A 25321-nucleotide genomic window follows, 5' to 3' on the forward strand; every position below is an offset into this window, starting at 1 on the left:
GCTCGGCGCGGGGCCACCGCGGCGCGGCGCGGGTCGGCGCGGGTCAGCGCGGGGGGCCGGGCAAGGCGACGCGGATCCGGCAGCCCTCGTCCGTGTCGAGGACGGTGATGTCGCCGCCGTGCAGCTCCGTCGCCCAGTTCGCGATGGCGAGGCCCAGGCCCGTCCCGCCGCCCGGCGTCCCGGCCCGGCCGTTCGCCGCGCCGCGCGAGAACCGCTCGAACACCCGCGCGCGCTCCTCCGGCGGGATGCCCGGCCCCTCGTCGGCGACCTCGATGACCAGCCCGCCGGGCGCCGCGCCGGGCCGCGCCGTCACCGTCACCGGACGGCCCGCCGGGCCGTGCTTCGCCGCGTTGTCCAGCAGGTTCGCGACGACCTGGTGCAGCCGGTCGCGGTCGGCGGTCGCGCGCAGGCCCGGCGGCACGTCCGCCTCGAACCGCGCGTCCGGATGGCCCGCCGCCGCCTCCGCCGTCACGTCCCCGATGAACGCCGCCACGTCCAGCTCGTCCAGGTCGAGCGGCGCCGCGCCCGCCTCCACCCGCGACAGGTCCAGCAGCTGCGTGACGAGCCGGCCGAGCCGCTCGGTCTGGTCGAGCGCCGACTCCAGGACGTCCGGCGTCGCGGGCGTGACGCCGTCCGCGACGTTCTCCAGCACCGCCCGCAGCGCGCTGATCGGCGTCCGCAGCTCGTGCGAGACGTTCGCGACGAACTCGCGGCGCTGCCGGTCCACCTCCGCGAGGTCCGCCGCCATCCGGTTGAACGCCTGCGCCAGCTCGCCGACCTCGTCCCGCGACGTGGCCCGCACCCGGCGGCTGTAGTCGCCGCGCGCCATCGCCCGCGCCGCCGCCGTCATCTCCCGCAGCGGCGCCGTCATCCCGTGCGCGAGGAGCTGGATCACCACCAGCGAGATCAGCACCCCGACCGGCATCGTCTGCCGCGCCCGGAACCCCAGCGGGTACCCCCACAGGACGATGAGCACCGCGACGCACGCCGTCACCACCACGACGACGCCGAACTTCATCTTGATGGACCGGAGCGGGTCCAGCGGCCGCGGCCACCTCGTCCACAGCCTGTGGAAAACCCTCGCCTCCATCACTGCGCGGCCTCCAGGCTGTAGCCGACCCCGTGCACCGTGCGGATGAGGCCCTGCCCGAGCTTGCGGCGCAGCGCCTTCACGTGGCTGTCGACGACCCGCGTCCCGGACGCGTCCGCCCAGTCCCACACCTGCTCCAGCAGGACCGCGCGGGTCAGCACCGCGCCCCGGTTCCGGACCAGGCACGCGAGCAGGTCGAACTCCGTCGGCGTCAGGTGCACCTCGCGGCCGTCGCGGCGCACCCGCCGCGCCCGCGGATCCACCTCGACCGGCCCGGCCCGCATCGGCCCGTGCCCCGCCGCGTCCACCCCGGGCCGCTCCACGCGGCGCAGCACCGCCCGGATCCGCGCCACCAGCTCCCGCATGCTGAACGGCTTCGTCACGTAGTCGTCGGCGCCGACGCCGAGCCCGACCAGCAGGTCCGTCTCGTCGTCACGGGCCGTCAGCATCAGCACCGGCGTCGCGCGCTCCGCCTGCACGCGCCGGCACACCTCCAGGCCGTCGAAGCCGGGCAGCATCACGTCCAGCACGATGAGGTGCGGCCCGAACGCGCGGGCCCGCTCCACGGCGGACGGCCCGTCCGCCGCCGTGTCGACCGCGAACCCCTCCGCGGCCAGCCGGTCCGCCACCGCCCGCGCGATCGTCGGCTCGTCCTCCACCACCAGGATCCGCGTCTCGCTCACACGCGCACTCTAAGCACACCGCACGACCACCCCGTGCCCGACTTGTGCAGATCCTGTGTAGACGGGTCACCACTCGTGGACGGGGGCGTTGGTGCGCATGTTCTCGACGTAGCGGCGGGTCATGAGGCGGAGGGCCTCGTGGCGGGGGGCGGCGGTGGACTCCTCGATGGCGTCGACGGTGGCGATCTGCCAGGCGGCGCCGGTGCGGCCGGTGACGCAGCGGCGCTCGATGATGCCGAGGAGCCGGTCGCGGCGGGCCGGGTCGACGCCCCAGCGGTCGAGGCCCTCGTGGGCGAGGGGGAGCAGCTTGCGCAGGATGAGCTCGGCGGCCGGGACCTCGCCGACGCCGGGCCAGTAGAGGGTGGCGTCGATGCCGTCGCGGGCGGCGCGGTGCAGGTTCTCCTCGGCGGTGTTGAAGGACATCCGCGTCCAGACGGGACGGTCCTGCTCGGCGAGCATGCGGACGACGCCGTAGTAGAAAGCGCCGTTGGCGACGACGTCGGCGACGGACGGCCCGGCGGGCAGCACGCGGTTCTCGATGCGCAGGTGGGGGCGGCCCTTGACGACGGCGTAGATGGGCCGGTTCCAGCGGTAGATGGTGCCGTTGTGCAGGGTCAGCTCGCCGAGTTCGGGGATGCCGCCCTCGTCGAGGACGGCGAGCGGGTCCTCGTCGTCGCAGAGCGGGAGCAGTGATGGGAAGTAGCGGGTGTTCTCCTCGAACAGGTCGAAGACGGAGGTGATCCAGCGCTCGCCGAACCAGACGCGGGGCCGGACGCCCTGGGACTTCAGCTCGTCGGGGCGGGTGTCGGTGGCCTGCTCGAACAGGGTGATGCGGGTCTCGTGCCAGAGCCGGTGCCCGAACAGGAACGGGGAGTTCGCGGCCATCGCGACCTGCGCGCCCGCGACGGCCTGGGCGGCGTTCCAGTAGGCGCCGAACTGGTCGGGGCTCACCTGGAGGTGGAACTGGACGCTGGTGCAGGCGGCTTCGGGGAGGATCGTGTCGGTGTGCATGCGCAGCGGTTCGGGGCCGTCGATGGCGATGTGCATCTCCTCGCCGCGCGCGCGGAAGATCTGGTCGTTGAGCATCTTGTAGCGGGCGTTGGAGGAGAGGGTCTCCTCGCCGATGTCGCTGCGCCGTAAGGTCGGGAGCACGCCGATCATGACGAGCTCGCCGCCGACCTCGCCGGCCCGGTCCTCGGCGTGCTCGAGCTGGTCGCGGACCTCGGTCTCCAGGGCGCCGGTGCCCTCGCCGCCGAGCTCGCGCGGCGGAATGTTGATCTCCAGGTTGAACTGGCCGAGCTCGGTGGCCCAGGCCGGGTCGGCGATGGCCTTGAGCACGTCGGCGTTGCGCATCAGGGGGTCGCCGAGCTCGTCGATCAGGTTGAGCTCGATCTCCAGGCCGATGTGGGGCCGTTCGAAGTCGAACTGGGATTCGCCGAGCATGCGGGCCAGTACGTCCAGGCACCTGCGGACCTTGTCGCGGTAGCGCCGGCGGTCCTCGCCGCTGATGGTGACCGAAGCCACGTCCCTGCCCATGTGTCCGTCCCTGTGCTTCGGAGGAACCGTCATAAAACGGGATGTCCCGGCGGAGGGGGTGGAAAACCCGGCGGGTGATTTCGGGCCACGTTTAGTGACTGGCCGGTAACCTGTACCGGCGACCCGGTATCCCGTGACACTCTGTGATGCATGCGGATGCGCCCCCGGTCGATCAGGGCCCGGGACACCGTCGTCGCCGCGATCATCGCGGCCCTCGTCTGGGGCGTCACCGCCGCCGGCGTCGACTTCGCCGTCCGCACGATCGTCCGGGCCGACCTGCTGCAGCGCACCCAGGTCGACGCGCGGCGGGTCAGCGGCGGCGTCCGCGACGGCACGCTGCGCGGCCCGATCCCCGACGACAGCGGCGGCCGCGTGCTGGTGCAGGTCGTCGAGCCGGGCGGGCTCGTCCGGGAGGCCACCCCGGCCGCCGCGGGACGCCCGCCGGTCAGCCGGCTCTGGCCGTCCCCGGGGCTGCGGGTGCGCGACTTCACCGAGTGCCGCGGGAGCTGGCCGCACCGGCGCTGCCTGGTCGCGGAGGCGATCCGCGCCACCACCGCACCCGACTCCGTCGTGGTGTACGCGGCAGAGCCGATGCCGTCCTACCTGGTCAACGGGCTGCTGGAGGGGCTGCTCGCGGCCGGGGTGGCGGCCCTCGCCGGGCTCGCCGCCTGGATCACCTGGCGGGTCGTCGGCCGGACGCTCGGCCCCGTCGAGGCGATCCGCGCCCAGCTCGCCGAGATCAGCGCCACCGATCTGAGCCGGCGGGTCCCGGAGCCGCCCGGCGAGGACGAGATCGCGCAGCTCGCCCGCACCGCGAACGCGACCCTCGACCGGCTGGAGTCGGCGGTCGGGCGGCAGCGGCAGTTCGCCTCGGACGCCTCGCACGAGCTGCGCACCCCGATCGCCGGGCTGCGCGCCAACCTCGAGGACGCCTCGATGCACCCCGAGGACAACGACCTGCCCGCCGTCGTCGAGCAGGCGCTGCACGACACCGACCGGCTGGAGTCGATCGTCACCGACCTGCTGCTGCTCGCCCGGATCGGGACGGGCGGGACGGTCGCGCAGGAGCCGATCGACCTGTCCGCGCTGGCCGGCGCGGAGATCGGCCGCCGCACCTTCCAGGTGAAGATCGAGAAGGAGCTCGCGCACGGCGTGACGGTGCGGGGCGTGCGGATGCAGCTCGTCCGGCTGCTGGGCAACCTGCTGGACAACGCCGAGCGGTACGCCGACCGCGTCATCGCGGTGGAGGCGGTCCGCGACGGCGAGCACGCGCTGCTCACCGTGACCGACGACGGCGTCGGCATCGCGCCCGCGGACCGCGAGCGCGTCTTCGAGCGGTTCACCCGCCTGGACACCGCGCGCAGCCGGGGCGCCGGGGGCACCGGCCTGGGCCTCGCCATCGCCCGGGAGATCGCGGAGGCGCACGGCGGCACGCTGCGCGTCGAGGACGACGCGCGCGGCGCCCGCTTCGCGCTCCGCCTCCCGCTGGCCCCGGAATGACCCCTGGACGGCGGAAAGGGCCGTCCACGGGGTGTGGAACGGCCCTTTCCGGTGGGCGCCCGTGCGGGGTGGGCGCCCAGGAGGATGGTTCTTTGCGCCAGGCGCCGCTCAGGCGCGGACGGCCTGGATCTCCAGCTGGAGGTTGACCTTGTCGCCCAGCAGGGCGCCCTCGCCCTTCAGGGGCACGTTGAACTCGATGCCCCAGTCCTTGCGGTTGATCGTGGTCTCGGCGGAGAACCCGGCGCGCGTGCCGCCCCACGGGTCCTCGGCGACGCCGTTGAACTCGACGGTCAGGGTGACCGGGCGGGTGACGCCCTTGATGGTCAGGTCGCCGTCCAGGTAGTACTCGCCGCCCTCGGCGCGCACGCCCTTGGTGTTGAAGGTCATGGTCGGGTGGTTCTCGACGTCCAGCACGTCCGCGGTGCGCACGTGGGCGTCGCGGTCGGCGTTGCGGGTGTCGAGGGAGGCCACGTTGATCTCGGCGGTGGCGGTGGAGCCGGCGAGGTCCTCGGCGATCTGCACGGAGCCGGAGAACTCGGTGAAGGACCCGCGCACCTTGGTCATCAGGTGCCGGATGGAGAAGGTGACCTCGGAGTGGGTGGGGTCGATGTTCCAGGTGCCGGCGGTCAGGCCCGGGGCGATGGTGTCGATGCTCATGGTGACTCCAGTGGCGCTAGTGCTTGAAAATTCAACGACTAACCCGAGGTTAGTTGAAGGCTCAAACACATGTCAACCGCCCCTTGTTCCCGCCCGGCGGCGGGCTCTTCGCCGGCCGCCGGCCAGGAGGCGGGCCTAGGACGCGGGCTAGGACCCGGGCTAGGACGCGGGCTAGGACGCGGCGGTCTCGGGACGGGCGCCGAGGAGCGGGTGCGCGCTGCCGTCCAGCAGGACGCGGGCGACCTGCGGCGGGTCGTCGGCCATGGGGACGTGGCCGCAGCCCTCCAGCCAGACGAACCGGGCGTGCGGGAGGCGGCGCTGCGCCCGGACGGCCTGGCTGCGCAGCAGCAGCCGGTCCTTGGTGCCCCACGCGATGGTGACCGGGACGTCCGCGCACGAGCCGGCGAACCGGGTGGCGCGGCCGGCGCGGAGCGTCGGCTCGAAGCCGGCGGCGTCGCGCATCGCGCGGGCGTCGCCGGTGAGGGCCTCCAGGTCCATGAGGTCGGGACGGCCGTAGATCATGCCGAACATGGCGGCGCGGCGGCGCGGGGAGCGGGCCAGCCGGGTCAGCACGGCGTCGGGGACGCGGGCGCCGAGCCGGGACGCGCGCAGCACCGAGGACGCGTAGCGCAGTTCGGCGGCGTTGAAGAAGCCCGCGGGCGACAGCACCGTCGCGGAGCTGACCAGGCCGCGGTCGGCGGCCTCGAGGGCGAACAGGCCGCCGAGCGAGTTGCCGGCGATGTGCGGGCGGTCCAGGCCGAGGTCGGCGAACGCCGCGGCGAGGACGTCGATGGCGGAGTCGAGCGTGTAGGGGGTGCCGTCGGGCAGCGGCGGGGACTCCCCGAAGCCGGGCAGGTCGACGGCGATGACGTCGCGTTCCGCGGCGAGCAGGTCCAGGACCGGGGACCAGCCCTGCCGGCGGTGGCCGATGCCGTGCAGCAGGACCAGCGGCGGGCCCTCGCCGCGGCGGTCGAAGACGATGTCCACGCGCCGAGGGTAAGCCCGAAGTTACTCGCCGGTCACTAGTGACGCTGGTCACGCGATGGCACAGGGGCCGCCGGGCCGGGGCGCCGCGGCGGGCGGCCGGGACCGTCAGGTCGGGGTGACCGCTGCGGGCGGTCAGGTCGGGGTGACCTCGGCGGGGCGGCGGTGCTCCAGGGCGTTGCGCAGCTGGGCGCGGCCCCGGTGGATGCGGGAGCGGACGGTGCCGAGCTTCACCCCGAGGGACGCGGCGATCTCCTCGTAGGTGAGGCCCTCGATGTCGCACAGCACGACGGCGGCGCGGTACTCGGGGGCGAGGCCGTCCAGGGCCTTCTGGATGTCGGCGTCGAGGTGGCGCTCGTCGTAGGACTGGGCGGGGCTCGGCTCGCGGCCCTGGAGCCGCTCGGCGGCGTCGTCGGCGAGCGCGTCGAAGCGGATGCGCTGCTTGCGGCGGGCGCGGTCGAGGAACAGGTTGGTGGTGATGCGGTGCAGCCAGCCCTCGAACGTGCCGGGGCTGTAGGACGACAGCGAGCGGAAGACCCGGATGAACACGTCCTGGGTCAGGTCCTCGGCGTCGTGCCGGTTGCCGGTAAGGCGGTACGCCAGCCGGAACACCCTTGTGGAGTGCTCGGTGACGATCTCCTCCCACGTTGGAGGAGTCCACGCCATCGTGCCTGCGCTCACCACGACCCCCGTCTGATACGAAATCGTTACGGCCAAGCATGCCGGTACCCAGATAAGACCGGTGTAAGAAGCCTCCGGCGTGGCCGGATCCGGCTGCCGGACGATCCGGCCCTTCACCTGGGGATCATCGTCCGGACACCCGCGGGCTCTACGGTCCCGCCTGTGACAGATCGCTCATTTCCTTACCGGACGCTCATCGCCGGCCTCGCCCTCGCGGCCGGTTCCGCCGCCGTGCTCGCCCCCGGGACGGCGCTCGCCGCGTCCCGGCCGTCCCCGGCGAGCGCGACGCTTCCGCGCATTCCGCTCGCGCGGTTCCAGAACGGGCTGCTGCCCGGCAGCATCGCCGACGACCACGGGATCGCGCTCGGCGGGATCGGCAGCGACCTGTTCCACGAGAAGGGCGCCCCGGCCGACGAGTTCTGGGCGATCACCGACCGCGGCCCGAACGGCACGGTCACCGTGGACGGCGAGGACCGCGTGACGTTCCCCGTCCCGTCGTTCGACCCGACGATCGTGAAGCTGCGGGTCCGCAAGGGCTCGATCAAGGTCACCCGGGCGCTGCCCATCACGAACGCGGTCGGCCGCCCGGTGACGGGCCTGCCGAACGTCGAGGGCCGCGAGTCGGCGCCGTACAGCTTCGACGGGAAGACGCGGCTCGCCTACAACGCCGACGGCATCGACTCCGAAGGGCTCGTCCGGACGAAGGACGGCGACTTCTGGGTGGCGGAGGAGTACGGCCCGTCGCTGCTGCACCTGGACGCCCGCGGACGGGTCGTCGAGCGGTACGTCCCGCAGGGGTGGACGGGGAAGCCCGGTTACCCGGTGAAGGCGGTGCTGCCTTCGATCCTGAACAAGCGGACCGAAAACCGTGGCTTCGAGGGGTTGACCGTATCTCCCGACGGTAAGTCTCTGTACGTCGCGGTGCAGAGCCCGCTGTCGAATCCGGACAAGAGCGCGTACAAGAAGTCGCGGATCGCGCGCGTGTTCCGGTTCGACCTCCGGAAGGGCGCCGTGTCCGGCGAGTACGCGTACCGGTTCGAGGACGTGTGCGCGTTCGACCCGGCCGACTGCGGCGACCAGAAGGAGATGAAGATCTCCGCGCTGACCGCCGTGAACGACCACGAGCTGCTGGTGGACGAGCGGACCGACAACGTCGCGAAGCTCTACCGGGTCGACCTGCGCAAGGCCACCGACATCCTCGGCATGCGCTGGGACGACGAGGCGACGACCCCGTCGCTGGAGCAGTCCGCGTCGGGCATCGCGCCGCTGCCGAAGACCCTGTCCGTGGACCTCGGCACGGTCCCGGGCGTCCCCGGCAAGATCGAGGGCGTAGCGCTCGCCGACAGCCGCACGCTGGCGGTGATCAACGACAACGACTTCGGGCTCGGCACGTTCGGCCCGGACGGCCGGCTGGTCGACAGCGGCGTCCCGACCAGGCTGACGTACGTCCCGCTGCCGCGCTGACCGAACGCGCTGAGCGGACGCCCTGACCGGACGCGCAGTACGGGCACGCGGTGCGGGCCGGCACCGTGTGACCGAACTCATTGGACTCGATGACAACAGGCATTGAGCCGATCACCGGTCGCCGAGGATGATCGGAGGCGTCCCCACCCACCCCGACATCCGAGGACGTGGCATGGCGCGCAGCTACAACCTGGCCGATCTGCTCGAAATCCTGGCGGCGGCGGGCCCCGACCGGCCCGCCCTCGTCGCCGGGGACGAGCGGCGCACGTACGCGCAGCTCAACGAGCGGGCGAGCCGGGTCGGCCACCATCTGGCCGCGGCGGGCGTCCAGGCCGGCGAGCACGTCGCGATCCTCGCCTACAACCGGGCGGAGTGGGTCGAGGCGATGATCGGCGCGTTCAAGATCCGCGCCGTGCCGATCCCGGTGAACTACCGGTACGTCGCCGCCGAGCTGCACCACGTGCTGTCCGACTCCGACTCCGTCGCGCTCATCGGGGAGCGGTCGCTGCTGGAGAAGGTCGAGGAGATCCGCGGCGACCTGCCGAAGCTGCGGCACGTCGTCGTCCTGGAGGACGGCTCATCCGCGGACATCCCGGACGCCGTCCGGTACGAGGACGCCCTCGCGGCGGCCGCGTCCGGCGACGGCTTCCCGGAGCGCTCCAGCGACGACCGCTACATCATGTACACCGGCGGCACCACCGGCTACCCCAAGGGCGTCGAGTGGCGCTGCGAGGACATCTTCTTCGGCGCGCTCGGCGGCGGGAACGTCCTCGGCGACCCCATCGCCACCCCGGAGGCGATCGCCGCGAACGCCGAGCAGCCGCCGATGGCCGTGCTCGACTGCGCGCCCGTCATGCACGGCGCCGGCCAGTGGGTCGCGTTCATGGGCCTGTTCAGCGGCGCGAAGGTCGTCCTCTACACCGACCACGCGTTCGACGCGGGCAAGGCGCTGACGCTGCTGGCCGAGGAGCAGGCGAACGTGCTGATGCTGGTCGGGGACGTGATGGCCCGCCCGGTCGCCAAGGCCGTCGCGACGGGCGCGTACGACACGTCCTCGCTGATGGCGATCGCGTCCGGCGGCGCGCCGCTGACCGAGGGCGCCAAGGCGGCCCTGCGGGAGCACCTGCCGAACATCATGTTCCTCGACAACTACGGCGCGTCCGAGACCGGCGCGTGCGGGCCGTCCGTGGACGCCAAGGAGGGCACGGCCCGGTTCATGATGAAGCCGGGCATCACCGTCCTGGACGACGACCTGAAGGTGGTCGCGCCCGGCCAGATCGGCAAGCTCGCGCGCAGCGGCAACATCCCGCTCGGCTACTACAACGACCCGGCGAAGACCGCGTCGACGTTCTTCACCGACGCCGACGGAACGCGCTGGTCGATCCCCGGCGACTTCGCGAGCCTGGAGGAGGACGGCACGATCACCCTGCTCGGCCGCGGCTCCCTCATGATCAACACCGGCGGCGAGAAGGTCTACCCGGAGGAGGTCGAGGTCGCGCTGAAGGACCACCCGGACGTGTACGACGCCGTCGTCGTGGGCCTGCCGGACGAGCGGTTCGGGCAGCGCGTCGCCGCCGTCGTCTCCCCGCGCCCCGGCGCGACGCTCACGCTCGACGAGCTGACCGAGCACTGCCGCGGCCGCCTCGCCGGCTACAAGCTGCCGCGCGAGCTGAAGGTGGTCGACGAGGTGCAGCGCACCGCGGTCGGGAAGTCCGACTACAAATGGGCCAGGTCCGTCTTCGCCTGATCCACTCCGCCGGACGGGGGCTCCGCCGGACGGGGGAAAGGCGTCCTCCGCAACCAGCGACGCGCCGGAAAGCGGTCAAGAAAGAATTGATGGCGGCGGGGCGTGCGGGGCCGATTCCGGGCGCATAACCTCCCCATGAACGGGGACCGGCCGCTACCGCTCGCGCGGCGGTACCGGCTGCTCTCCGTGGTCGGCCGCGGCGGCATGGGCACCGTCTGGCGCGCCTACGACGAGATGCTGGACCGCGACGTCGCGGTCAAGGAGATCCGCCTGCCCGGCCGCATCACCGAGGCCGAGCGCCGGGCGCTGTGCCGGCGGCTGCTCGCCGAGGCGCGGGCGACCGCCGCGCTCCGCCATCCCGGCGTCGCCGCCGTCCACGACGTCCTCGTCGAGGACGGCCGGCCGTGGATCGTGATGGAGTTCCTGCCGGCGTGCTCGCTGAACCGGCTGGTCGGCGAGGGCGGGCCGCTCGGCGTGCGGCGGACGGCGCGGATCGGCGCGGCGGTGCTGTCGGTGCTGCGCGCCGCGCACGACGCGGGCATCCTGCACCGCGACGTGAAGCCGAGCAACGTCCTGGTCTGCGACGACGGCCGGGTCCTGCTCACCGACTTCGGGCTCGCGCTGCACACCGACCGGGGCCGCGGTCCCGGCGGGCCGCTGCAGGCCGAGACGATGGCGGCGGGCATCGAGGGGTCGCCCGCCTACCTCGCGCCGGAGCGGGTGCACGGGCTGCCGAGCGTCGAGGCGTCCGACCTGTGGTCGCTCGGCGCGACCCTGTACACCGCCGTCGAGGGGTTCTCGCCGTTCCTGCGCTGCCACGCGCTCGCGTCGATGGTCGCGGTGCTGCTCGGCGACTACGCGCGGCCCGTCCGGGCGGGGGCGCTCACCCCGGTGATCGAGGGGCTGCTGCGGGAGCGTCCCGAGGACCGGCTGTCCGCCGAGACGGCCGCCCGGATGCTGCAGGAGGTCGCGGACGCCGAACCGGCGGGCGCGACGGCCGCCGTCCTGGTCCCGATGCCGAAACCGCGCGGGCCGAGGCCAGGGCCGTCCCGGCTCGGGGCGGCGGCGCGCGTCCGGCGGACGCTGCGGGTCCCGGTGCTGGTCGGGCGGCGGTTGCGGCCCGGCGCCGTGCTGAGCGTCGCGGTCCTCGCGGTGGTCGCGGCGGGCGTCGGCACGTGGACGGCGCGATGGAACTCCGTCGGCAAGAGCGACTCGGTGGCGCTGCGCCCTGCCGCGGGCGTCGAGGCGAAGATGGTGAAGTACACCGAGGAGGGCGCGTACTCGGTCCGCGTCCCGGCCGGATGGCAGAGCGAGCGGCGCGACGACGTCATGGAGTGGGAGGACCGGGCGTCCGGGCGGGGGCTGCGGATCTCCCCGGCCCCGGGCGGGCCGCTGGACGGGCTGCGCGCCGCCGAGCGGAGGGCCGTGGCGCGGCACCGGTATCCCGGGTACCACCGGCTGCGCCTGGAGGCCGCCCCTGACCTGGGCGAGGACGCCGCGGAATGGGAGTTCGCCTGGAACGGCGACGGCGACGGCGACGGCGGTCGCAGCGCCGGCGGGTCCGGCGGGGCCGGCGGGCATGGCGGGGAGCACGTGCTGTGCAGCCGCGCCGCCGGATACGAGTTCTGTTTCCACGCGCCCGAAGCGCACTGGACGCCGGGGCAGCGGCTCTACGACCGCGTCCTCAGGACGTTCAGGCCGCGGAAGGGCTAGAGGCCCTTCTGGAGGCGGAGCAGGAACTCGGCGTTCGACGAGGTGCCCTTCATCTTCTCCAGCAGCTGCTCGATGGACTGCTGCCGCTCCAGGCCCTGCAGGGCGCGGCGCAGCCGCCACGTGAGTGCGAGCTCCTCGGGCGACATCAGCAGCTCGTCGCGGCGGGTGCCGGACGCCTCGATGTCGACGGCGGGGAACACCCGGCGGTCGGCGAGGCCCCGGTCGAGCTTCAGCTCCATGTTGCCGGTGCCCTTGTACTCCTCGAAGAACACGTCGTCCATCCGGGAGCCGGTCTCCACCAGCGCGGTCGCGAGGATGGTCAGCGAACCGCCGTTCTCGATGTTGCGGGCGGCGCCGAAGAACTTCTTCGGCGGGTAGATCGCCGTGGTGGCGACACCGCCGGCGAGGATGCGGCTGCTGGACGGCGCCGCGAGGTTGTAGGCGCGGCCGAGCCGGGTGATCGAGTCGAGCAGCATCACCACGTCGTGGCCCTGCTCGACGAGCCGCTTGGCGCGCTCGACGGCCAGCTCGGCGAGCGAGGTGTGCTCCTGCGCGGGCCGGTCGAACGTCGAGTGGATCACCTCGCCGCGGACCGTCCGCTGCATGTCGGTGACCTCTTCGGGGCGCTCGTCGATGAGCACCACCATGAGGTGCACCTCGGGGTTGTTCTGGCTGATCGCGTTCGCGAGGGCCTGCAGCACCATCGTCTTGCCGACCTTCGGCGGCGACACGATCAGGCCGCGCTGCCCCTTGCCGATCGGCGCGACCAGGTCGATGACGCGGGTCGCGAGCGGGCCGGTGTCCAGGCGCAGCCGCTCGTCCGGGAACAGCGGGGTCAGCTTGGCGAACTCGGGGCGGCCGGCGGCCTGCTCGGGCGGCAGCCCGTTCACCGACTCGACGGTGGCGAGCGCGCCGAACTTCTCCCGGCCGCTCTTCGGCGGGCGGGCCGTGCCGGCGACGGCATCGCCGGGGCGCAGGTGGTACGTCTTGACCTGCGCGAGCGAGACGTGCACGTCGTCGTTGCCCGGCAGGTACCCGGACGTGCGGACGAACGCGTGCTTGTCCTGGACGGCGAGGATCCCGTGGAACGGGACCGCGGGCTGGTCGTCGGCGGCGGGCCGCCGCGCCTGCTGCTGGGCGCCCTTGCGTGCGCTGGGAACGGCGTGCGCCCTGCTCTCGGCGGGGCGGCGTTCCGAAGTGAGTGTGGGAGTGGACATACGGGTCCCTTCTCAGGGCGGCGCGGTGTGCGCCGCGCCCCCTGGAGTCGAATCCCGCGTACGGCGGCGGAGCCCGCGGCTCGTACGCGAGGAGAATGCGAGAAATGCAGCTCGGTTCACCGGGCTGACGTCGGCTCCCTTGTGCGACGGTCCGGGACGCTCGTCGGCGCGTCCGGACGGGGGATCACCGGGCTCTCAGATGGCCCGGGCGGGGAAGAAGTGCGCCTCAACCGCGGAGCGCGGGAAATCAAAGGCGCTGCCTTGACAGTACAGCACCGGAGGCCGTTCGCGCATTCCCCAAGGTCATCGGTGCGTCCTCGGATCCGGCCGCGTCCGGCCACGGCGGCGCTGCTGGTTGGTCGGCGCGGCCGGTCGGCCGGCGGGTCAGCTGGCGGGGCGGCGGGCCCGGGGCAGGGTGAGCGACGACAGGGGGCGCGTCTGGAGCAGCCAGAGGGCGCCGTCCCGGTCGAACCCGAACTCGATCTCCTGCGGGCCGCCGAACAGCGCCGCGGCGCGCGCGGCCAGCTTGACCAGCGCCCGCAGCTGCGGCCGGGTGAGGGGCTCCTCGTCCGGCGCCCCGCTGTCGCGTTCCACGCCCATGACCTTGCCGCGCCGGTTGAGCGCGTAGGTGGTGGCGGCCTGGCTGTCCCGGAGCGCGCGCGGGCCGCCCGGCGCGGCGGAGACGATCACCCGGTCGGTCCGGCTCTCCAGCGGGTCCGCGCCGAACAGCACACCGCCCGACACCAGGTCCAGCTGCGGCTGGACGAGGATCGCGGTGGTCGCGGGCCCGGTCGCGGACGCCACCACGCCCGTCACGGCCTTGAGGAACTCCGGCCACCCCTTGACGTCCAGGGCGGACACGTACCGGCCCTTAGCGCCCTCCTCGTGCGTGGACGAGGACCGCACCGCGAGAGCCCGGGCGCCGTTCCCGCTGAGGCGGGCCCATGCCTTCCGCAACTCGCCGGTGTTCCGGTAGCGCTCGCCCCTGGGGAAGCACTGCACGGGGATCACGAAGCCGGGCGGCACCGGCAGCCCGTTGCGCGCCGCGCGCGCCAGGTCGGACGCCTTGGCCCCGGCCATGTCGGGCGCGGCGGCCAGGGGGTCGTCCAGGTTGATCGTCCAGAAGGCGTGTGCACTCTGTTGCACCACGAGCTCCGTTTCGGGGTCGGATACCCCTCGTGAATTTATAATCCGCCGGGCGTTCCCGGAATTCCTCCCTCGCGAGGGCCGTCCCTAATCCCCCCGAAGGGAGTATCCGGGGGGGCGCGCGCGTCGTCCTTGGGGTGGAGGAAATCGCGCGGTGCCGGGTCCGTACGATGATGCCGCTGGTGGAGCGGTAGGGAGGGCCATGGGCGGCGGGTTGCGGTGCGAGGTCGCGGTCGGGGTGGGGACGATCACCATCGACCGGCCGGAGAAGCGGAACGCCATGTCGGCGGACATGTGGCGGGCCCTGCCCGGCGTCCTGGCCGGCCTGGAGGCCGATCCCGGCGTCCGCGTCGTGGTCCTCACCGGCGCGGGCGGGAACTTCTGCGCCGGCGCGGACATCGCCGAGCTGCCCGACATCCACCGCGACGACGACTCGCACCTGTCGACGGTCGCCGAGCGCGCCCTCGCCGCGTTCCCGAAGCCGACGCTCGCCGCGATCGAGGGGTTCTGCGTCGGCGGCGGCTGCCAGCTCGCCGCGGCGTGCGACCTGCGGTTCGCGGCGCCCGGCGCCCGGTTCGGGATCACCCCCGCCAAGCTCGGCATCGTGTACCCGGCGGCGGCGACGGCCCGGCTCGTCCGGCTCGTCGGCCCATCCGCCGCGAAGTACCTGCTGTACTCCGCCGATCTGGTCGACGCGGACCACGCGCTGCGGATCGGGCTGCTGAACGAGATCACCGCCGACCTCCCGGCGCGCGTCGCGGCATTCGCCGAGACCCTCGCGTCGCGCTCGCTGCTGACCCAGCAGGCGACCAAGGACATCGTGGACGCCATCGCCGCCGACGAGCCGGTGGACGAGAAGGTCCGCGGCTGGCTGGAGGAGGTCGCGGCGCGCGGCGAGGTCGCCGAGGGCATCGCCGCCTTCCTCGAACGCCGCCCACCCAACTTCACCTGGACTTCCCGGTAGGACGCGCGGTGGTGCGGGGGGCTAGGAGGCGTTAAGGAGGCGGGCGGCCGGGAGGCGGCGTAGGCGGGCGGAGGCGCGGGACGGGTCGTCCAGCAGCGCGGCGGTCTCCGGGAGGCGCAGCTCCGCCAGCGGCAGCACGCCGCACAGCAGCTCCTCGGGCGTCCGGACGACGAGCAGGGGCCCGACCTGCGCCGTCGCGCGGGCGGTGCCGCGCAGCGCGGTGAGCAGGGCCTCCGCCTCGGCGGGTGCGCCGGACGCGGCGCGCGCCGTGAGCAGCTCGAGGAAGTCGCGCTCCAGCCCGCGCGGGCTGCGGCCGGACAGGTAGTAGCGGTCGCCGTCCGCCAGCTCGCACCACAGCCCGTACCGTTCGAGGAACCGCTCGAACGGGCCGGCGAGCGCGGCGCGGGCCGCGGCGGGGACCGCGGTGAGGGACGCGGCGACGAGGTCGGCGGGCTCGGCGCCGAGCGACGCGGCGACGGCCTGGTCGAGCCGCGCGACGAGGTGCGCGCGGAGCGCGGCGACGTCCGCGGTGAGCCGTTCGAGGGCCGCCTTCTGGGTGTTCAGCCGCTCGTTGACCTCCGGCACCATCCGGTCGTTGATCTGCGCGACCAGGGAGCCGATCCGGTCGTCGGTCTCGCGCAGCGACTCCGCCAGCCGGTCCTGCCCGGCGGCGAGCGGCGCCAGCTCCGCGGTCCGCTCGGCGGTGAGCCGCTCCAGCCGCTCGCGCTGCGCGGAGCGGAAGTGCTCCAGCTCGTCGCGGGTGTCCTTGAGCGCGGTGAGCTGGGTGCGGATGTCGGCGATCTCGGGCGCGCCGGCCCGCCGCCGGCGGTCGAACGCCAGGTAGAGCTCACGGCCCGCGATCGCCAGGCAGAGCAGGACCAGGATCACCTTCATCGCGCCCTCCCAAGGGCCACTCGCCCGAGCAACCTATTTCACCGCACGGGGACCCCGGTAGTCCGCTCCGCCGGCGGTTCGGATCAGCGGTTCAGGTAGGCGAGGACGGCGAGGACGCGGCGGTTGGTGTCGTCGGTGACGGGCAGGTCGAGCTTGGCGAAGATGTTCGCGGTGTGCTTGGTGACGGCGCGCTCGGTCACCACCAGCTGCTCGGCGATCGCCGCGTTCGAGCGGCCCTGCGCCATCAGCTCCAGCACCTCGGTCTCGCGCGGGGTGAGCCGGCTCAGCGGGGTGTCGCGGGTGCCGCTGGCGACGAGCCGGGAGATCACCTCCGGGTCCATCGCGGTGCCGCCGGCGGCGACGCGGCGGACCGCGTCGACGAACTGGGCGGTGTCGAACACGCGGTCCTTCAGCAGGTAGCCGATGCCGCCGGTGCCGTCGGCGAGCAGCTCGCGGGCGTACAGCTGCTCGACGTACTGCGACAGCACCAGCACCGGCAGGCCCGGGATCCGGCGGCGCGCCTCCAGCGCGGCCTGCAGGCCCTCGTCGGTGAAGGACGGCGGCAGGCGCACGTCGACCACCGCCACGTCCGGGCGGTGGTCGACGAGCGCCTTCAGCAGGGAGGGCCCGTTGTCGACGGCGTCGGCGATCTCGAAGCCGTGCGTCTCCAGGAGGCTGACGAGGCCCTCTCTCAGGAGGGCGAGGTCTTCGGCGAGGACAACGCGCACGGCAGCTCCAGCGTGACGATGGTCGGGCCGCCCACCGGGGAGTTGAGGGCGAGCACGCCGTCGAATGTACCGATCCGCCGCTCGATCCCGCGCAGTCCGGTGCCGCCGTCCAGGGACGCGCCGCCGCGCCCGTCGTCGGTGACGGTGATCCGCAGCATGCCGCGCTCGTGGCGCATGTCGACCCAGACGCGGGACGCGCCGGAGTGCTTGGCCGCGTTGGTGAGGATCTCCGACACCGCGAAGTAGGCGGCGGACTCGACCGGCGGCTCGGGACGGGCCGGCAGGTCGGCGGCGACCTCGACGTGCAGCGGGTGGTCGAGCGCGAGCGCCTTCACCGCGTCGCCGATGCCGCGGTCGGCGAGCACCGGCGGGTGGATGCCGCGGACGAGGTCGCGCAGCTCGTGCAGCGCCTTCGCGGACGACTCGCGGGTCTGCGCGAGCAGGATCCGCGCCTTCTCCGGGTCCTTGTCGAGCAGGTGCTCGATGGCGCCGAGGCTCATGCCCATCGCGACGAGCCGGGCCTGCGCGCCGTCGTGCAGGTCGCGCTCGATGCGGCGCAGCTCGGCGGCGGACGCGTCCACCGCGTCGGACCGGGTCTCGGTGAGGTGCCGGACGCGCAGCGCCAGCCGGGACTTCTCCGTCGGGCCGAGGACGGCCTCGCCCCACCGGCCGTACACCCGCATCATCGTGGGGCCGAGCAGGTATCCGGCGGCGATGCACAGCGTCGCGACGACCGCCGTCGACACGACCCGGCCGGTGTCGCGGCCGTAGCCCTCGGTGACGTGGATGTAGGCGTACCAGTCGCTGCCGCCGTAGTGGCCGATCATCCCGCCGGCGAACGTCGCGACGGCGTACCCCCACAGCCCGTACAGGACGAGCAGGCCGGGCAGCGCGGCGGTGAACAGCGCGACGAACGGGTCGGCGGCCACCCACAGGTAGTCGCGCCAGGTGGCGGGGTCGCGGGCCAGCGCGACGAAGCGCCGCACCGAGCCCTTGAGGCCGGGTTCGGGCGCGGGCTCGGGGAGGTAGGGCCGCTCGATCCGGCGCCCCGTGCAGCGTTCGATCCGGTCGCGGTAGACGTCGAGCTGCTTGCGCAGCGCCATCGTCGCGGACGGGAACAGCAGGATCCCGACGAAGCCCGAGACCAGCGAGACGACCGTGATGAACCACAGGCCCACGAAGGTCGCCGGGATCCCCAGGAGCCACAGCCCGAGCCCGCGCCACGGCGCCCTGATCCACCGCTGCCAGGGGGTCTCGCTCACCGGCCGCTCGTTCACCGCGTGCTCGTTCACCGTGTTCCTCCGGTCGTCGCCTGCCGTCGTGCGTCCAGTCTCCGGCCGGCGCCCGTCCCGCACAGTGTGCCCGCAACCCGGGCGGGGGGTGTACCTGAATACACCCCCGGACGGTGTTCAGGGCCATGTCGGCGGGGGCGCGGCCCCTATTGGCTTCTTGGTGTCACCCCGCACCGACGACCCCCAGGGGACTCCCATGAGAAGGAACCTCGCCGCCGCGCTCGGCGGCTGGAGCGCGCGGCACCGGATGGCGGCCGTGCTCGGCTGGCTGCTGTTCGTCGTCCTGGCCTCGGTGCTGGGCGGCGCGGTGGGCCAGACCACGATGGCGGAGCACGAGCAGGGCGCCGGGCGCTCCGCGCACGCCGAGAAGATCATCGACGAGGCGGGCATCGACGACCCGGACTCGGAGACCGTGCTGGTCACCGGTCCGGCGGGCGCGCCGGAGACGCGGCGCGCGGTCGCGGCCGTCCGGGCGAACGTGCGGGCCACCGGGAAGGTCGCGGACCTGCGGCCGGACGCGGTCGCGCGGGACCGGCGGCACGTGATCGTCCAGTTCACGCTCAAGGAGGCGCCGGACGGCGCGCCCGACCCGCTGCCCGCGATCGAGGACGCGGTGGCGAAGGCGCAGCGCGACAACCCCTCGGTGAAGATCGGGGAGTTCGGCGGCGCGACGGCGGATGCCTGGTTCGACAACGCGCTCGGCAAGGACTTCAAGCGCGCCGAGATGACCGCGGTGCCGCTGGCGATCGGGATCCTGCTCGTCGCGTTCGGCGCGCTGCTCGCGGCCGTCCTGCCGGTGGTGCTGGCGTTCACCGCCTACCTCGCGGCGGGCGGGCTGCTGGCCGTCGCGAGCCACGCGGTGCACGTGGACGACACGACGAACTCGGTGATGCTGCTGATGGGCCTCGCCGTCGGCGTCGACTACTGCCTGTTCTACCTGCAGCGCGAGCGCGAGGAGCGGCGGCGCGGCCGGGACCGGGAGACGGCGCTGGCGATCGCGGCGGCGACCTCGGGACGGTCCGTGCTGGTCTCCGGCGTCACCGTCATGGTCGCGATGTCCGGGATGTTCCTGTCCGGGCTGCTGCTGTTCAAGGGGTTCGCGGTCGCGACGATCCTCGTCGTGTGCATCGCGATGCTCGGCTCGGTGACCGTGCTGCCCGCGCTGCTGTCGCTGCTCGGCGACAAGGTGGAGTTCGGGCGGATCCGGCTGCCGCGCCGGCGCGGAGCGGGCCGCGGTGAGCGCGCCGGTCGTCGCGGTGAGCGCGCCGGGGTCGTGGGGACGCTGCTCAAGCCCGTCCTGGCCCGTCCCGGGATCGCGGCGGTGCTGTCGGCGGGGCTGCTGCTGGCGCTCGCGGCGCCCGCCCTCGGCATGAAGACCGCGAAGCTCGGCATCGACCAGCAGATCCCGCCCGGGGAGAGGATCGCGCAGACCTACACCGAGCTGAACAGGGCGTTCCCCGGCAACCCGGCGCCCGCGAACGTCGTCGTGAAGGCCCGCGACATCGACGCCCCGCAGGTCAAGGCGGCGATCGGGGAGCTGAAGCGGCGGGCCCTCGCGTCCGGCGAGATGAACGCGCCGATCGAGGTGACCGTGCACCGGAAGGCGAACGTCGCCGAGATCGAGGTGCCGCTCGCCGGCTCCGGCTCGGACGCGACGTCCAAGCACGCGCTGGAGACGCTGCGGAGCACGATCGTCCCGCAGACCGTCGGACGGGTCGCGGACGCGCCGGTGAGCGGGCAGCTCGCCTGGTCCACCGACTACAACGCCCAGCTCAAGCACGCGATCGCGCCGGTGTTCCTGTTCGTCATGAGCGTCACGTTCCTGCTCATGCTGGTGTTCTTCCGGTCCGTCGTCATCGCGCTGACCGCGATCGCGCTGAACCTGCTGTCGGTCGGCGCCGCGTACGGGGTGATGGTCGCGGTGTTCCAGCACGGCTGGGGCGACTCGCTGGTCGGGACGCGGGGCGCGGGCGCGCTGGAGTCGTGGATCCCGCTGTTCGTGTTCGTGGTGCTGTTCGGGCTGTCGATGGACTACCACGTGTTCGTGGTGTCGCGGATCCGCGAGGCGCGGGACCGCGGCCTCGACACCGCGCGGGCGGTCGGCGAGGGCGTCCGCGCCACCGCCGGGGTCGTGACCAGCGCCGCCGTCATCATGATCGCCACGTTCGCGATCTTCGGGACGCTGTCCATGCAGGACTTCAAGCAGCTCGGCGTGGGGCTCGCGGTGGCGGTGCTGATCGACGCGACCGTGGTCCGGATCGTGCTGCTGCCCGCCGCGATGGCGCTGCTCGGCCGCGCGAACTGGTACCTGCCGCGCTGGCTGGGCTGGCTGCCGCGGGTGTCGCACGGCGAGGCCGTGCCGGCCCCGGCCGCGGCGCCGCCGCCCGTCCCCGTCCCGTAGCGGTCCGCCGCCGCCCGGCCTCTAGCCGGGCGGCGGCTGCTCGTACGGCGCCTGCTGGTACTGCTGCTGCTCGTACTGCTGCTGATACTGCTGCTGCGGCATGGCCGGGGGCGGGGGCGGTAGCGCCGGGGGCGGTGGCGGCAGGGCGGGCTGCGCCGGTCGCTCGACGGCCCGGCCCGCCCTGCGCTCCCGGTAGGCGTCCTTGACGCGGCCGCCGAGCCGCTTGCCCGCGTCCTGCACCTGCTGCGCCCGCTCGCTCGCCGCGGCCTCGCGCAGCTTCCCGGCGGACGCCCGCCCGAGCTCCCGCAGCCGCTCGGCCTGCTCCGACTCGACCGCCTGCCGCACGCGGTCGTGCTGGGCGAGCCGCGCGGCGTTGTCGCGGGCCGCCTGCCCGACCACCTGGCCCGCGGCCTGCGCGCCGTCCCACGCGACGACGGCGCCCTGCCGGGCCGCCGCCGCGGCGCGCTGGTAGCCGCCCGCCCGCACCACCACCGTGCCGCCGACCAGGTCGGCGAGCGTGCGGCGCCGCCGTCCGACGAGGGCGGGCAGGCTGTTGGCCAGGAAGACCGCGATCGCGAGCAGCCACAGCAGGACGGCGAAGAAGAACAGGCCCTCCAGCAGGAGCACCCAGGCGAGCGCGTACAGGCCGCTGCCCGACGCGGTCGTGACGAGCGCCCGGCGCGCGGCGCGCGCCTTGCCCGGCTTGGCCGGGACGGCGCTGTGCCCGACGCGCAGGTCCATCGCGGCCTTGCCGACCGTCCGCCCGAGCCACGCCGTCCCGGTGAACTGCAGGAGCAGCTCGGCCAGGACGAGCAGCAGCAGGCCCTGCTCGACGATGGCGACGAACGAGCCCCACACGCCCGCGCCGAGCTCGCCGGCGGCCTTCTGCACGCTCCCGCCCGACAGCAGGAGCTCGATGCCGGCCGACCACGCCTTGTGGGGCAGGTCCTCGGCGACGTAGGACTGCAGCCGCCCCCACGTCATGGCGGCGAGCAGCAGCGCCACGACCAGCAGGATCCCGGAGTCGATCGACCAGGCCAGCAGGCGGCGGGCGCGCGGCGCGGCCTCGCTCGCCGCCTCGCCCGGCTCGTACTGCGGCGGGGGCGGTGGCGGGCCGCCGTAGGGCGCGGGGAACGGGGAGGGCGGAGGGCCGTACACGGGGGAACCCCTCTGGCTCGACGTTGATCATCGCGATCCTAAGGACCCGCGGTCCCGCGCCGCCATCGAATGACCGTCTCTTGCCAGGCGCCCGCCGGGCGTCCCGACAGAAGATGTAGTGAGCCTAAAAATAGTATTGACCTCTAAGTAGGACGACTCTAGAGTTGTGCTGGTTCTACTCACTTGGAGGTGTCCATGACCGCGCCCTCTCGCGCACCCGCCCCGGCGTCCGCCGCGGCCTCCGCCGGCGCGCCCGCCGACCCGTCCGGCGCCCCGGAACGGCTCGACCCGGCGCTGCTGAAGACGTCGTTCGTGCTGGTGCTCGGGCCGATCCTCGCCCTGCTCGACACGACGATCGTGGGCGTCGGCCTGGACGCGGTCGCCCGCGACTTCGGCGCCCCCGTCACGACCCTGCAGTGGGTGTCCGCCGGGTACCTGCTGGCGATCTCGATGGTGATGCCGCTGGCCGGCTGGGCGAGCGACCGGTTCGGCGCCCGGACGATGTGGATGGCGTCCGTCGCGCTGTTCACCGCCGGGTCCGCGCTGTGCGGGCTCGCCTGGTCGGCCGGGAGCCTCATCGCGTTCCGGGTGCTGCAGGGGATCGGCGGCGGGCTGATCCAGCCGATCGGCCAGTCGATCGTCGTGCGGGCCGCCGGACCGAAACGGCTCGGCCGCGTCTTCGGCATCACGGTCCTGCCGCTGACGTTCGCGCCCGTCCTCGGGCCGGTGCTCGGCGGGCTCATCGTCGAGCGGCTCGACTGGCGCTGGATGTTCCTGGTGAACGTCCCGCTCGGCCTGGTCACGCTGGTGCTCGCGGCGCGCTTCGTCCCCGCGTTCGCCAGGGCCGGCGAGGCGGCGCGGCGGCTGGACGTCCGCGGTCTCGCGCTGCTGTCGCCCGGTCTCGCGGCGCTCGTCTACGGCTTCTCCGAGGTCGGGACGGCGGGGTTCGGCGCGGCGCGCGTCCTCGCCTCGCTCACCGCCGGGACCGTGCTGCTCGCCGCGTACGGGATCCACGCGCTGCGGCGGCGCGGCACCGCGCTCATCGACCTCGGCCTGTTCGCCCGGCGCGGCTTCGCCGTCGCGACGGCCAACTCGTTCCTGCAGGGCGCCGCGCTCTACAGCTCGATGCTCCTGCTGCCGCTCTACTACCAGCAGGTCGAGCACGCGTCCGCGCTGAAGGCCGGGCTGCTGCTCGCCCCGCAGGCCCTCGGCACCGCCGTCGCGACGTTCTACGCCTCGCGGCTCGTCGACCGGATGGCGCCGCGGCCGCTCATCGTCACCGGCATCGTCCTGACCCTCGCCGGGACGGTCGCGTTCACGCAACTGGGCGCGGACCCGGCGGGCTGGCTGCTGACCCTGTCGCTGGTGGTGCGCGGCGCCGGCCTCGGCGTGGTGATGGCGCCCGGCATGGCGACCGTCTACGCCGCCGTCCGCCCCGACGAGACGGCCCGCGCCGCCGGAGCCGTCAACACCCTGAACCGGGTCGGCGGCTCGCTCGGCACCGCCGTCCTCGCCGTCGTGCTGCAGCGGTCGCTCGGCCACCACGCACCGGCCGCCGCGTACGGCGCCACGTTCTGGTGGGCGGTCGGCCTGTCCGCGCTGACGCTGGTGCCCGCCCTCTTCTACTCGTCCCGCAAGCCCGGAAAGGAGGCCGCGTGAACCTCCGCGTCACTCGCTGACCAGTCCCGTCCCCGAACGTCCCGCCGAGAGAGAGGAACAGATGAACCTCCGCATCACTCCTGGGGAGCGGCCGCGGCTGCTGACCGTCCACGCGCACCCGGACGACGAGTCCAGCAAGGGCGCCGCGACGCTGGCGAAGTACGCGGCCGAGGGCGCGGACGTCCTCGTCGCGACCTGCACGGGCGGGGAGCGCGGCAGCGTCCTCAACCCGGCGCTGGACCGTCCGGAGGTCCGCGCGGACCTGCCGGCGGTCCGGCGCCGGGAGATGGCGGCGGCGCGGGAGATCCTCGGCGTCCGGCAGCGGTTCCTCGGCTTCACCGACTCGGGCCTGCCCGGTGACGGCGAGGACCTGCCGGACGGCTGCTTCGCGCTCCAGCCGCTCCGGGACGCGGCGCGCCCGCTGGTCGCGCTCATCCGCGAGTTCCGCCCGCACGTCGTCGTGACCTACGACGAGACCGGCGGCTACCCGCACCCGGACCACATCAAGACGCACCAGGTCACGGCGGAGGCGTTCGGCGCCGCCGCGGACCCGGCGCGCTACCCGGGCACGGGCGCGCCCTGGCAGGCGGCGAAGCTGTACTACCAGGGCGCGTTCTCGCGGGCGTGGTTCCAGGCGCTGCACGACGGCATGATCGGACGCGGCCTGGAGTCGCCGATGGGCCCGGTGCTCGCGGAATGGCCGGACGGCGCCGCGGACCTCGAGATCACCACGCGGGTCCCGTGCGCGGAGTACTTCGCCGTCCGGGACGCGGCGCTCCTCGCGCACGCCACGCAGGTGGACCCGGACGCCGGGTTCATGCTGCACCCGCGCGACGTCGAGCGGGAGGTGTGGCCCACCGAGGACTACCGGCTCGCCTTCTCGCACGTCGCGACGGAACTCCCGGAGACCGACCTGTTCGCCGGCCTCCGGGAGGCCGACCGGGAGGTCAGAGTGCCACGAACGTGAGGCCGCGCTTCTTCATCTTCGGGATGACCTTGCGCAGCGCCGCGATGGTCTCCGAGCGGTCGCCGCCGCCGTCGTGGCACAGCATGATGTTGCCCGCCTTGCCGCGCAGCATCGTCCGGCGGATGTGCCCGACGCCCGGCCGCGACCAGTCGCGCGGATCGACCGCCCAGTCGATCGGCAGCATGTTGTGCTCCGCGACGAGCTCCAGGATCGTCTTCGACCACGCGCCGCCCGGCGACCGGAAGAACTGCGGCTCGATGCCGGTCGTGTCGGCGATCCGGTCGCGCGCCTGGACCATCTCCTTCTTGACCCGCTTCCTCGGCAGGCCCGCGATGGTGATGGGATGCGTCTCGGTGTGGTTGCAGATCTGGTGGCCGGCGGCGGCGACCCGGCGCACCAGCTTCGGCCACTCCTTCACCTGCTCGCCGATCATGAAGAAGGTCGCGTGGATCTCGTGCTCCGCCAGCAGGTCCAGCATCTTCGGCGTGTACACCGGGTGCGGGCCGTCGTCGATGGTGAGCGCGATCGTCTTCGGCGGCGGCGCCGGGGACAGCTGCGTCAGCTCGCGGACGGGCGTCTCCAGCGCGGTCAGCCGCGCCTGCGTCCAGCTCGCGGGGCGCGGCGTCGGGGTGGGGGACGGCGCCGGCTTCGGATGGATGACGGGACGGGCGCGCGGCGTCGGCACGGACGGCTTCGCCGCGGCGTGCGACACCCGGGACGGATGCGCCTCGTCGGCACCGATCGCGGTGAGGCCGACGGCGGCGGCCCCCATCAGCCAGAGCGCTCTGCGGCGGGACGTCCCGCCTGCCTCCTCGTCCTCCACAAGTCCCACGCTATCGG

At 73.7% G+C, this 25321-nt stretch carries 20 protein-coding genes and 1 pseudogene; 8 read left to right on the forward strand and 13 right to left on the reverse strand.

Features of this window, described 5'->3' with window-relative positions; translation table 11 throughout:
- Positions 1-43 precede the first annotated feature (43 nt).
- The 3 genes from AB0C78_RS07075 to AB0C78_RS07085 form a co-directional block, all read right to left on the reverse strand.
- The gene (locus AB0C78_RS07075; RefSeq protein ID WP_360742932.1) at positions 44-1090 is read right to left on the reverse strand and encodes a HAMP domain-containing sensor histidine kinase; all 1047 of its coding nucleotides are present in this window, start codon (positions 1088-1090) and stop codon (positions 44-46) included.
- Entirely contained in the window at positions 1090-1773 is a 684-nt protein-coding gene (locus tag AB0C78_RS07080; RefSeq protein ID WP_151543870.1) for a response regulator transcription factor, read from the reverse strand. The genes AB0C78_RS07075 and AB0C78_RS07080 overlap by 1 nt, the downstream gene beginning before the upstream one ends.
- A 66-nt stretch (positions 1774-1839) precedes the next feature.
- Positions 1840-3309, reverse strand: coding sequence for a glutamate--cysteine ligase (locus tag AB0C78_RS07085; protein ID WP_151543871.1), 1470 nt, complete (start codon positions 3307-3309; stop codon positions 1840-1842).
- A 150-nt stretch (positions 3310-3459) separates the two neighbouring features.
- On the opposite strand from AB0C78_RS07085, the gene AB0C78_RS07090 reads away from it, so the two are divergent.
- Positions 3460-4809 carry an ATP-binding protein gene (locus tag AB0C78_RS07090; protein WP_360742937.1) on the forward strand — a complete coding sequence of 450 codons (1350 nt, stop codon included), beginning with the start codon at positions 3460-3462 and terminating at the stop codon, positions 4807-4809.
- Positions 4810-4917: 108 nt separating this feature from the next.
- On the opposite strand, the gene AB0C78_RS07095 is transcribed toward AB0C78_RS07090, so the two are convergent.
- From AB0C78_RS07095 to sigE, 3 genes are all read right to left on the reverse strand, one after another.
- On the reverse strand, positions 4918-5466 hold the full coding sequence (locus AB0C78_RS07095; RefSeq protein WP_360742940.1) for a YceI family protein: 549 nt from the start codon (positions 5464-5466) through the stop codon (positions 4918-4920).
- 171 nt (positions 5467-5637) lie between these two features.
- Positions 5638-6453 (reverse strand): alpha/beta fold hydrolase, encoded by an 816-nt coding sequence (locus AB0C78_RS07100; RefSeq protein WP_360742943.1) that lies wholly within the window; start codon positions 6451-6453, stop codon positions 5638-5640.
- Between the two features lie 132 nt (positions 6454-6585).
- A complete protein-coding gene (gene sigE / locus AB0C78_RS07105) occupies positions 6586-7116 on the reverse strand; it encodes an RNA polymerase sigma factor SigE (protein WP_360743358.1) in 531 nt (176 codons plus the stop codon).
- Between the two features lie 177 nt (positions 7117-7293).
- On the opposite strand from sigE, the gene AB0C78_RS07110 reads away from it, so the two are divergent.
- From AB0C78_RS07110 to AB0C78_RS07120, 3 genes are all read left to right on the forward strand, one after another.
- Positions 7294-8595, forward strand: a complete 1302-nt coding sequence (locus AB0C78_RS07110) for an esterase-like activity of phytase family protein (protein ID WP_360742946.1) — start codon at positions 7294-7296, stop codon at positions 8593-8595.
- 172 nt (positions 8596-8767) lie between these two features.
- Positions 8768-10342: an acyl-CoA synthetase gene (locus tag AB0C78_RS07115; RefSeq protein WP_360742949.1), complete on the forward strand. Its 1575-nt coding sequence runs from the start codon at positions 8768-8770 to the stop codon at positions 10340-10342.
- A 135-nt stretch (positions 10343-10477) separates the two neighbouring features.
- Positions 10478-12055, forward strand: coding sequence for a serine/threonine-protein kinase (locus AB0C78_RS07120; RefSeq protein WP_360742952.1), 1578 nt, complete (start codon positions 10478-10480; stop codon positions 12053-12055).
- On the opposite strand, the pseudogene rho reads toward AB0C78_RS07120, so the two are convergent.
- Positions 12052-13149, reverse strand: a pseudogene (gene rho / locus AB0C78_RS07125) (transcription termination factor Rho); the annotation flags it as partial. The gene AB0C78_RS07120 and the pseudogene rho overlap by 4 nt on opposite strands.
- 507 nt (positions 13150-13656) lie before the next feature.
- Entirely contained in the window at positions 13657-14418 is a 762-nt protein-coding gene (locus AB0C78_RS07130; RefSeq protein ID WP_360742955.1) for a PEP/pyruvate-binding domain-containing protein, read from the reverse strand.
- A 202-nt stretch (positions 14419-14620) separates the two neighbouring features.
- Here AB0C78_RS07130 and AB0C78_RS07135 point away from each other — a divergent pair, with 202 nt between their 5' ends.
- Entirely contained in the window at positions 14621-15382 is a 762-nt protein-coding gene (locus AB0C78_RS07135; protein ID WP_360742958.1) for an enoyl-CoA hydratase-related protein, read from the forward strand.
- A 21-nt stretch (positions 15383-15403) separates the two neighbouring features.
- Here AB0C78_RS07135 and AB0C78_RS07140 read toward each other — a convergent pair whose 3' ends face one another.
- From AB0C78_RS07140 to AB0C78_RS07150, 3 genes are all read right to left on the reverse strand, one after another.
- Positions 15404-16276, reverse strand: coding sequence for a hypothetical protein (locus AB0C78_RS07140; RefSeq protein ID WP_360742961.1), 873 nt, complete (start codon positions 16274-16276; stop codon positions 15404-15406).
- An 83-nt stretch (positions 16277-16359) separates the two neighbouring features.
- The gene (locus AB0C78_RS07145; RefSeq protein ID WP_360742964.1) at positions 16360-17004 is read right to left on the reverse strand and encodes a response regulator transcription factor; all 645 of its coding nucleotides are present in this window, start codon (positions 17002-17004) and stop codon (positions 16360-16362) included.
- Positions 16968-18296 carry a sensor histidine kinase gene (locus AB0C78_RS07150; RefSeq protein ID WP_360742966.1) on the reverse strand — a complete coding sequence of 443 codons (1329 nt, stop codon included), beginning with the start codon at positions 18294-18296 and terminating at the stop codon, positions 16968-16970. The genes AB0C78_RS07145 and AB0C78_RS07150 overlap by 37 nt, the downstream gene beginning before the upstream one ends.
- A gap of 196 nt (positions 18297-18492) precedes the next feature.
- Here AB0C78_RS07150 and AB0C78_RS07155 point away from each other — a divergent pair, with 196 nt between their 5' ends.
- Complete coding sequence (locus AB0C78_RS07155; protein WP_360742969.1) at positions 18493-20697, forward strand: MMPL family transporter; 2205 nt, start codon at positions 18493-18495, stop codon at positions 20695-20697.
- A 21-nt stretch (positions 20698-20718) separates the two neighbouring features.
- Here AB0C78_RS07155 and AB0C78_RS07160 read toward each other — a convergent pair whose 3' ends face one another.
- On the reverse strand, positions 20719-21855 hold the full coding sequence (locus AB0C78_RS07160; protein ID WP_360742972.1) for an RDD family protein: 1137 nt from the start codon (positions 21853-21855) through the stop codon (positions 20719-20721).
- A 195-nt stretch (positions 21856-22050) separates the two neighbouring features.
- Here AB0C78_RS07160 and AB0C78_RS07165 point away from each other — a divergent pair, with 195 nt between their 5' ends.
- Both AB0C78_RS07165 and mca read left to right on the forward strand, forming a co-directional pair.
- On the forward strand, positions 22051-23514 hold the full coding sequence (locus AB0C78_RS07165; protein WP_360742975.1) for a DHA2 family efflux MFS transporter permease subunit: 1464 nt from the start codon (positions 22051-22053) through the stop codon (positions 23512-23514).
- Positions 23515-23575: 61 nt separating this feature from the next.
- A complete protein-coding gene (gene mca, locus AB0C78_RS07170; protein ID WP_360742978.1) occupies positions 23576-24481 on the forward strand; it encodes a mycothiol conjugate amidase Mca in 906 nt (301 codons plus the stop codon).
- Here the strand turns inward: mca and AB0C78_RS07175 are convergent.
- Positions 24462-25304, reverse strand: coding sequence for a polysaccharide deacetylase family protein (locus AB0C78_RS07175; RefSeq protein WP_360742981.1), 843 nt, complete (start codon positions 25302-25304; stop codon positions 24462-24464). The two genes, mca and AB0C78_RS07175, sit on opposite strands and share 20 nt — an antisense overlap.
- Between the last annotated feature and the right edge of the window lie 17 nt (positions 25305-25321).

The organism is Actinomadura sp. NPDC048394, assembly GCF_040651755.1.
GTDB lineage: Bacteria > Actinomycetota > Actinomycetes > Streptosporangiales > Streptosporangiaceae > Spirillospora > Spirillospora montaniterrae.

Excerpts from the sequence above, each read along its gene's own strand:
- AB0C78_RS07075 (WP_360742932.1), bottom strand. The coding sequence starts at position 1,090 with ATGGAGGCGAGGGTTTTCCACAGGCTGTGGACGAGGTGGCCGCGGCCG.
- AB0C78_RS07085 (WP_151543871.1), bottom strand. The coding sequence starts at position 3,309 with ATGGGCAGGGACGTGGCTTCGGTCACCATCAGCGGCGAGGACCGCCGG.
- AB0C78_RS07090 (WP_360742937.1), top strand. The coding sequence starts at position 3,460 with ATGCGGATGCGCCCCCGGTCGATCAGGGCCCGGGACACCGTCGTCGCC.
- AB0C78_RS07095 (WP_360742940.1), bottom strand. The coding sequence starts at position 5,466 with ATGAGCATCGACACCATCGCCCCGGGCCTGACCGCCGGCACCTGGAAC.
- sigE (WP_360743358.1), bottom strand. The coding sequence starts at position 7,116 with ATGGCGTGGACTCCTCCAACGTGGGAGGAGATCGTCACCGAGCACTCC.
- AB0C78_RS07115 (WP_360742949.1), top strand. The coding sequence starts at position 8,768 with ATGGCGCGCAGCTACAACCTGGCCGATCTGCTCGAAATCCTGGCGGCG.
- AB0C78_RS07120 (WP_360742952.1), top strand. The coding sequence starts at position 10,478 with ATGAACGGGGACCGGCCGCTACCGCTCGCGCGGCGGTACCGGCTGCTC.
- AB0C78_RS07135 (WP_360742958.1), top strand. The coding sequence starts at position 14,621 with ATGGGCGGCGGGTTGCGGTGCGAGGTCGCGGTCGGGGTGGGGACGATC.
- AB0C78_RS07140 (WP_360742961.1), bottom strand. The coding sequence starts at position 16,276 with ATGAAGGTGATCCTGGTCCTGCTCTGCCTGGCGATCGCGGGCCGTGAG.
- AB0C78_RS07155 (WP_360742969.1), top strand. The coding sequence starts at position 18,493 with ATGAGAAGGAACCTCGCCGCCGCGCTCGGCGGCTGGAGCGCGCGGCAC.
- AB0C78_RS07165 (WP_360742975.1), top strand. The coding sequence starts at position 22,051 with ATGACCGCGCCCTCTCGCGCACCCGCCCCGGCGTCCGCCGCGGCCTCC.
- mca (WP_360742978.1), top strand. The coding sequence starts at position 23,576 with ATGAACCTCCGCATCACTCCTGGGGAGCGGCCGCGGCTGCTGACCGTC.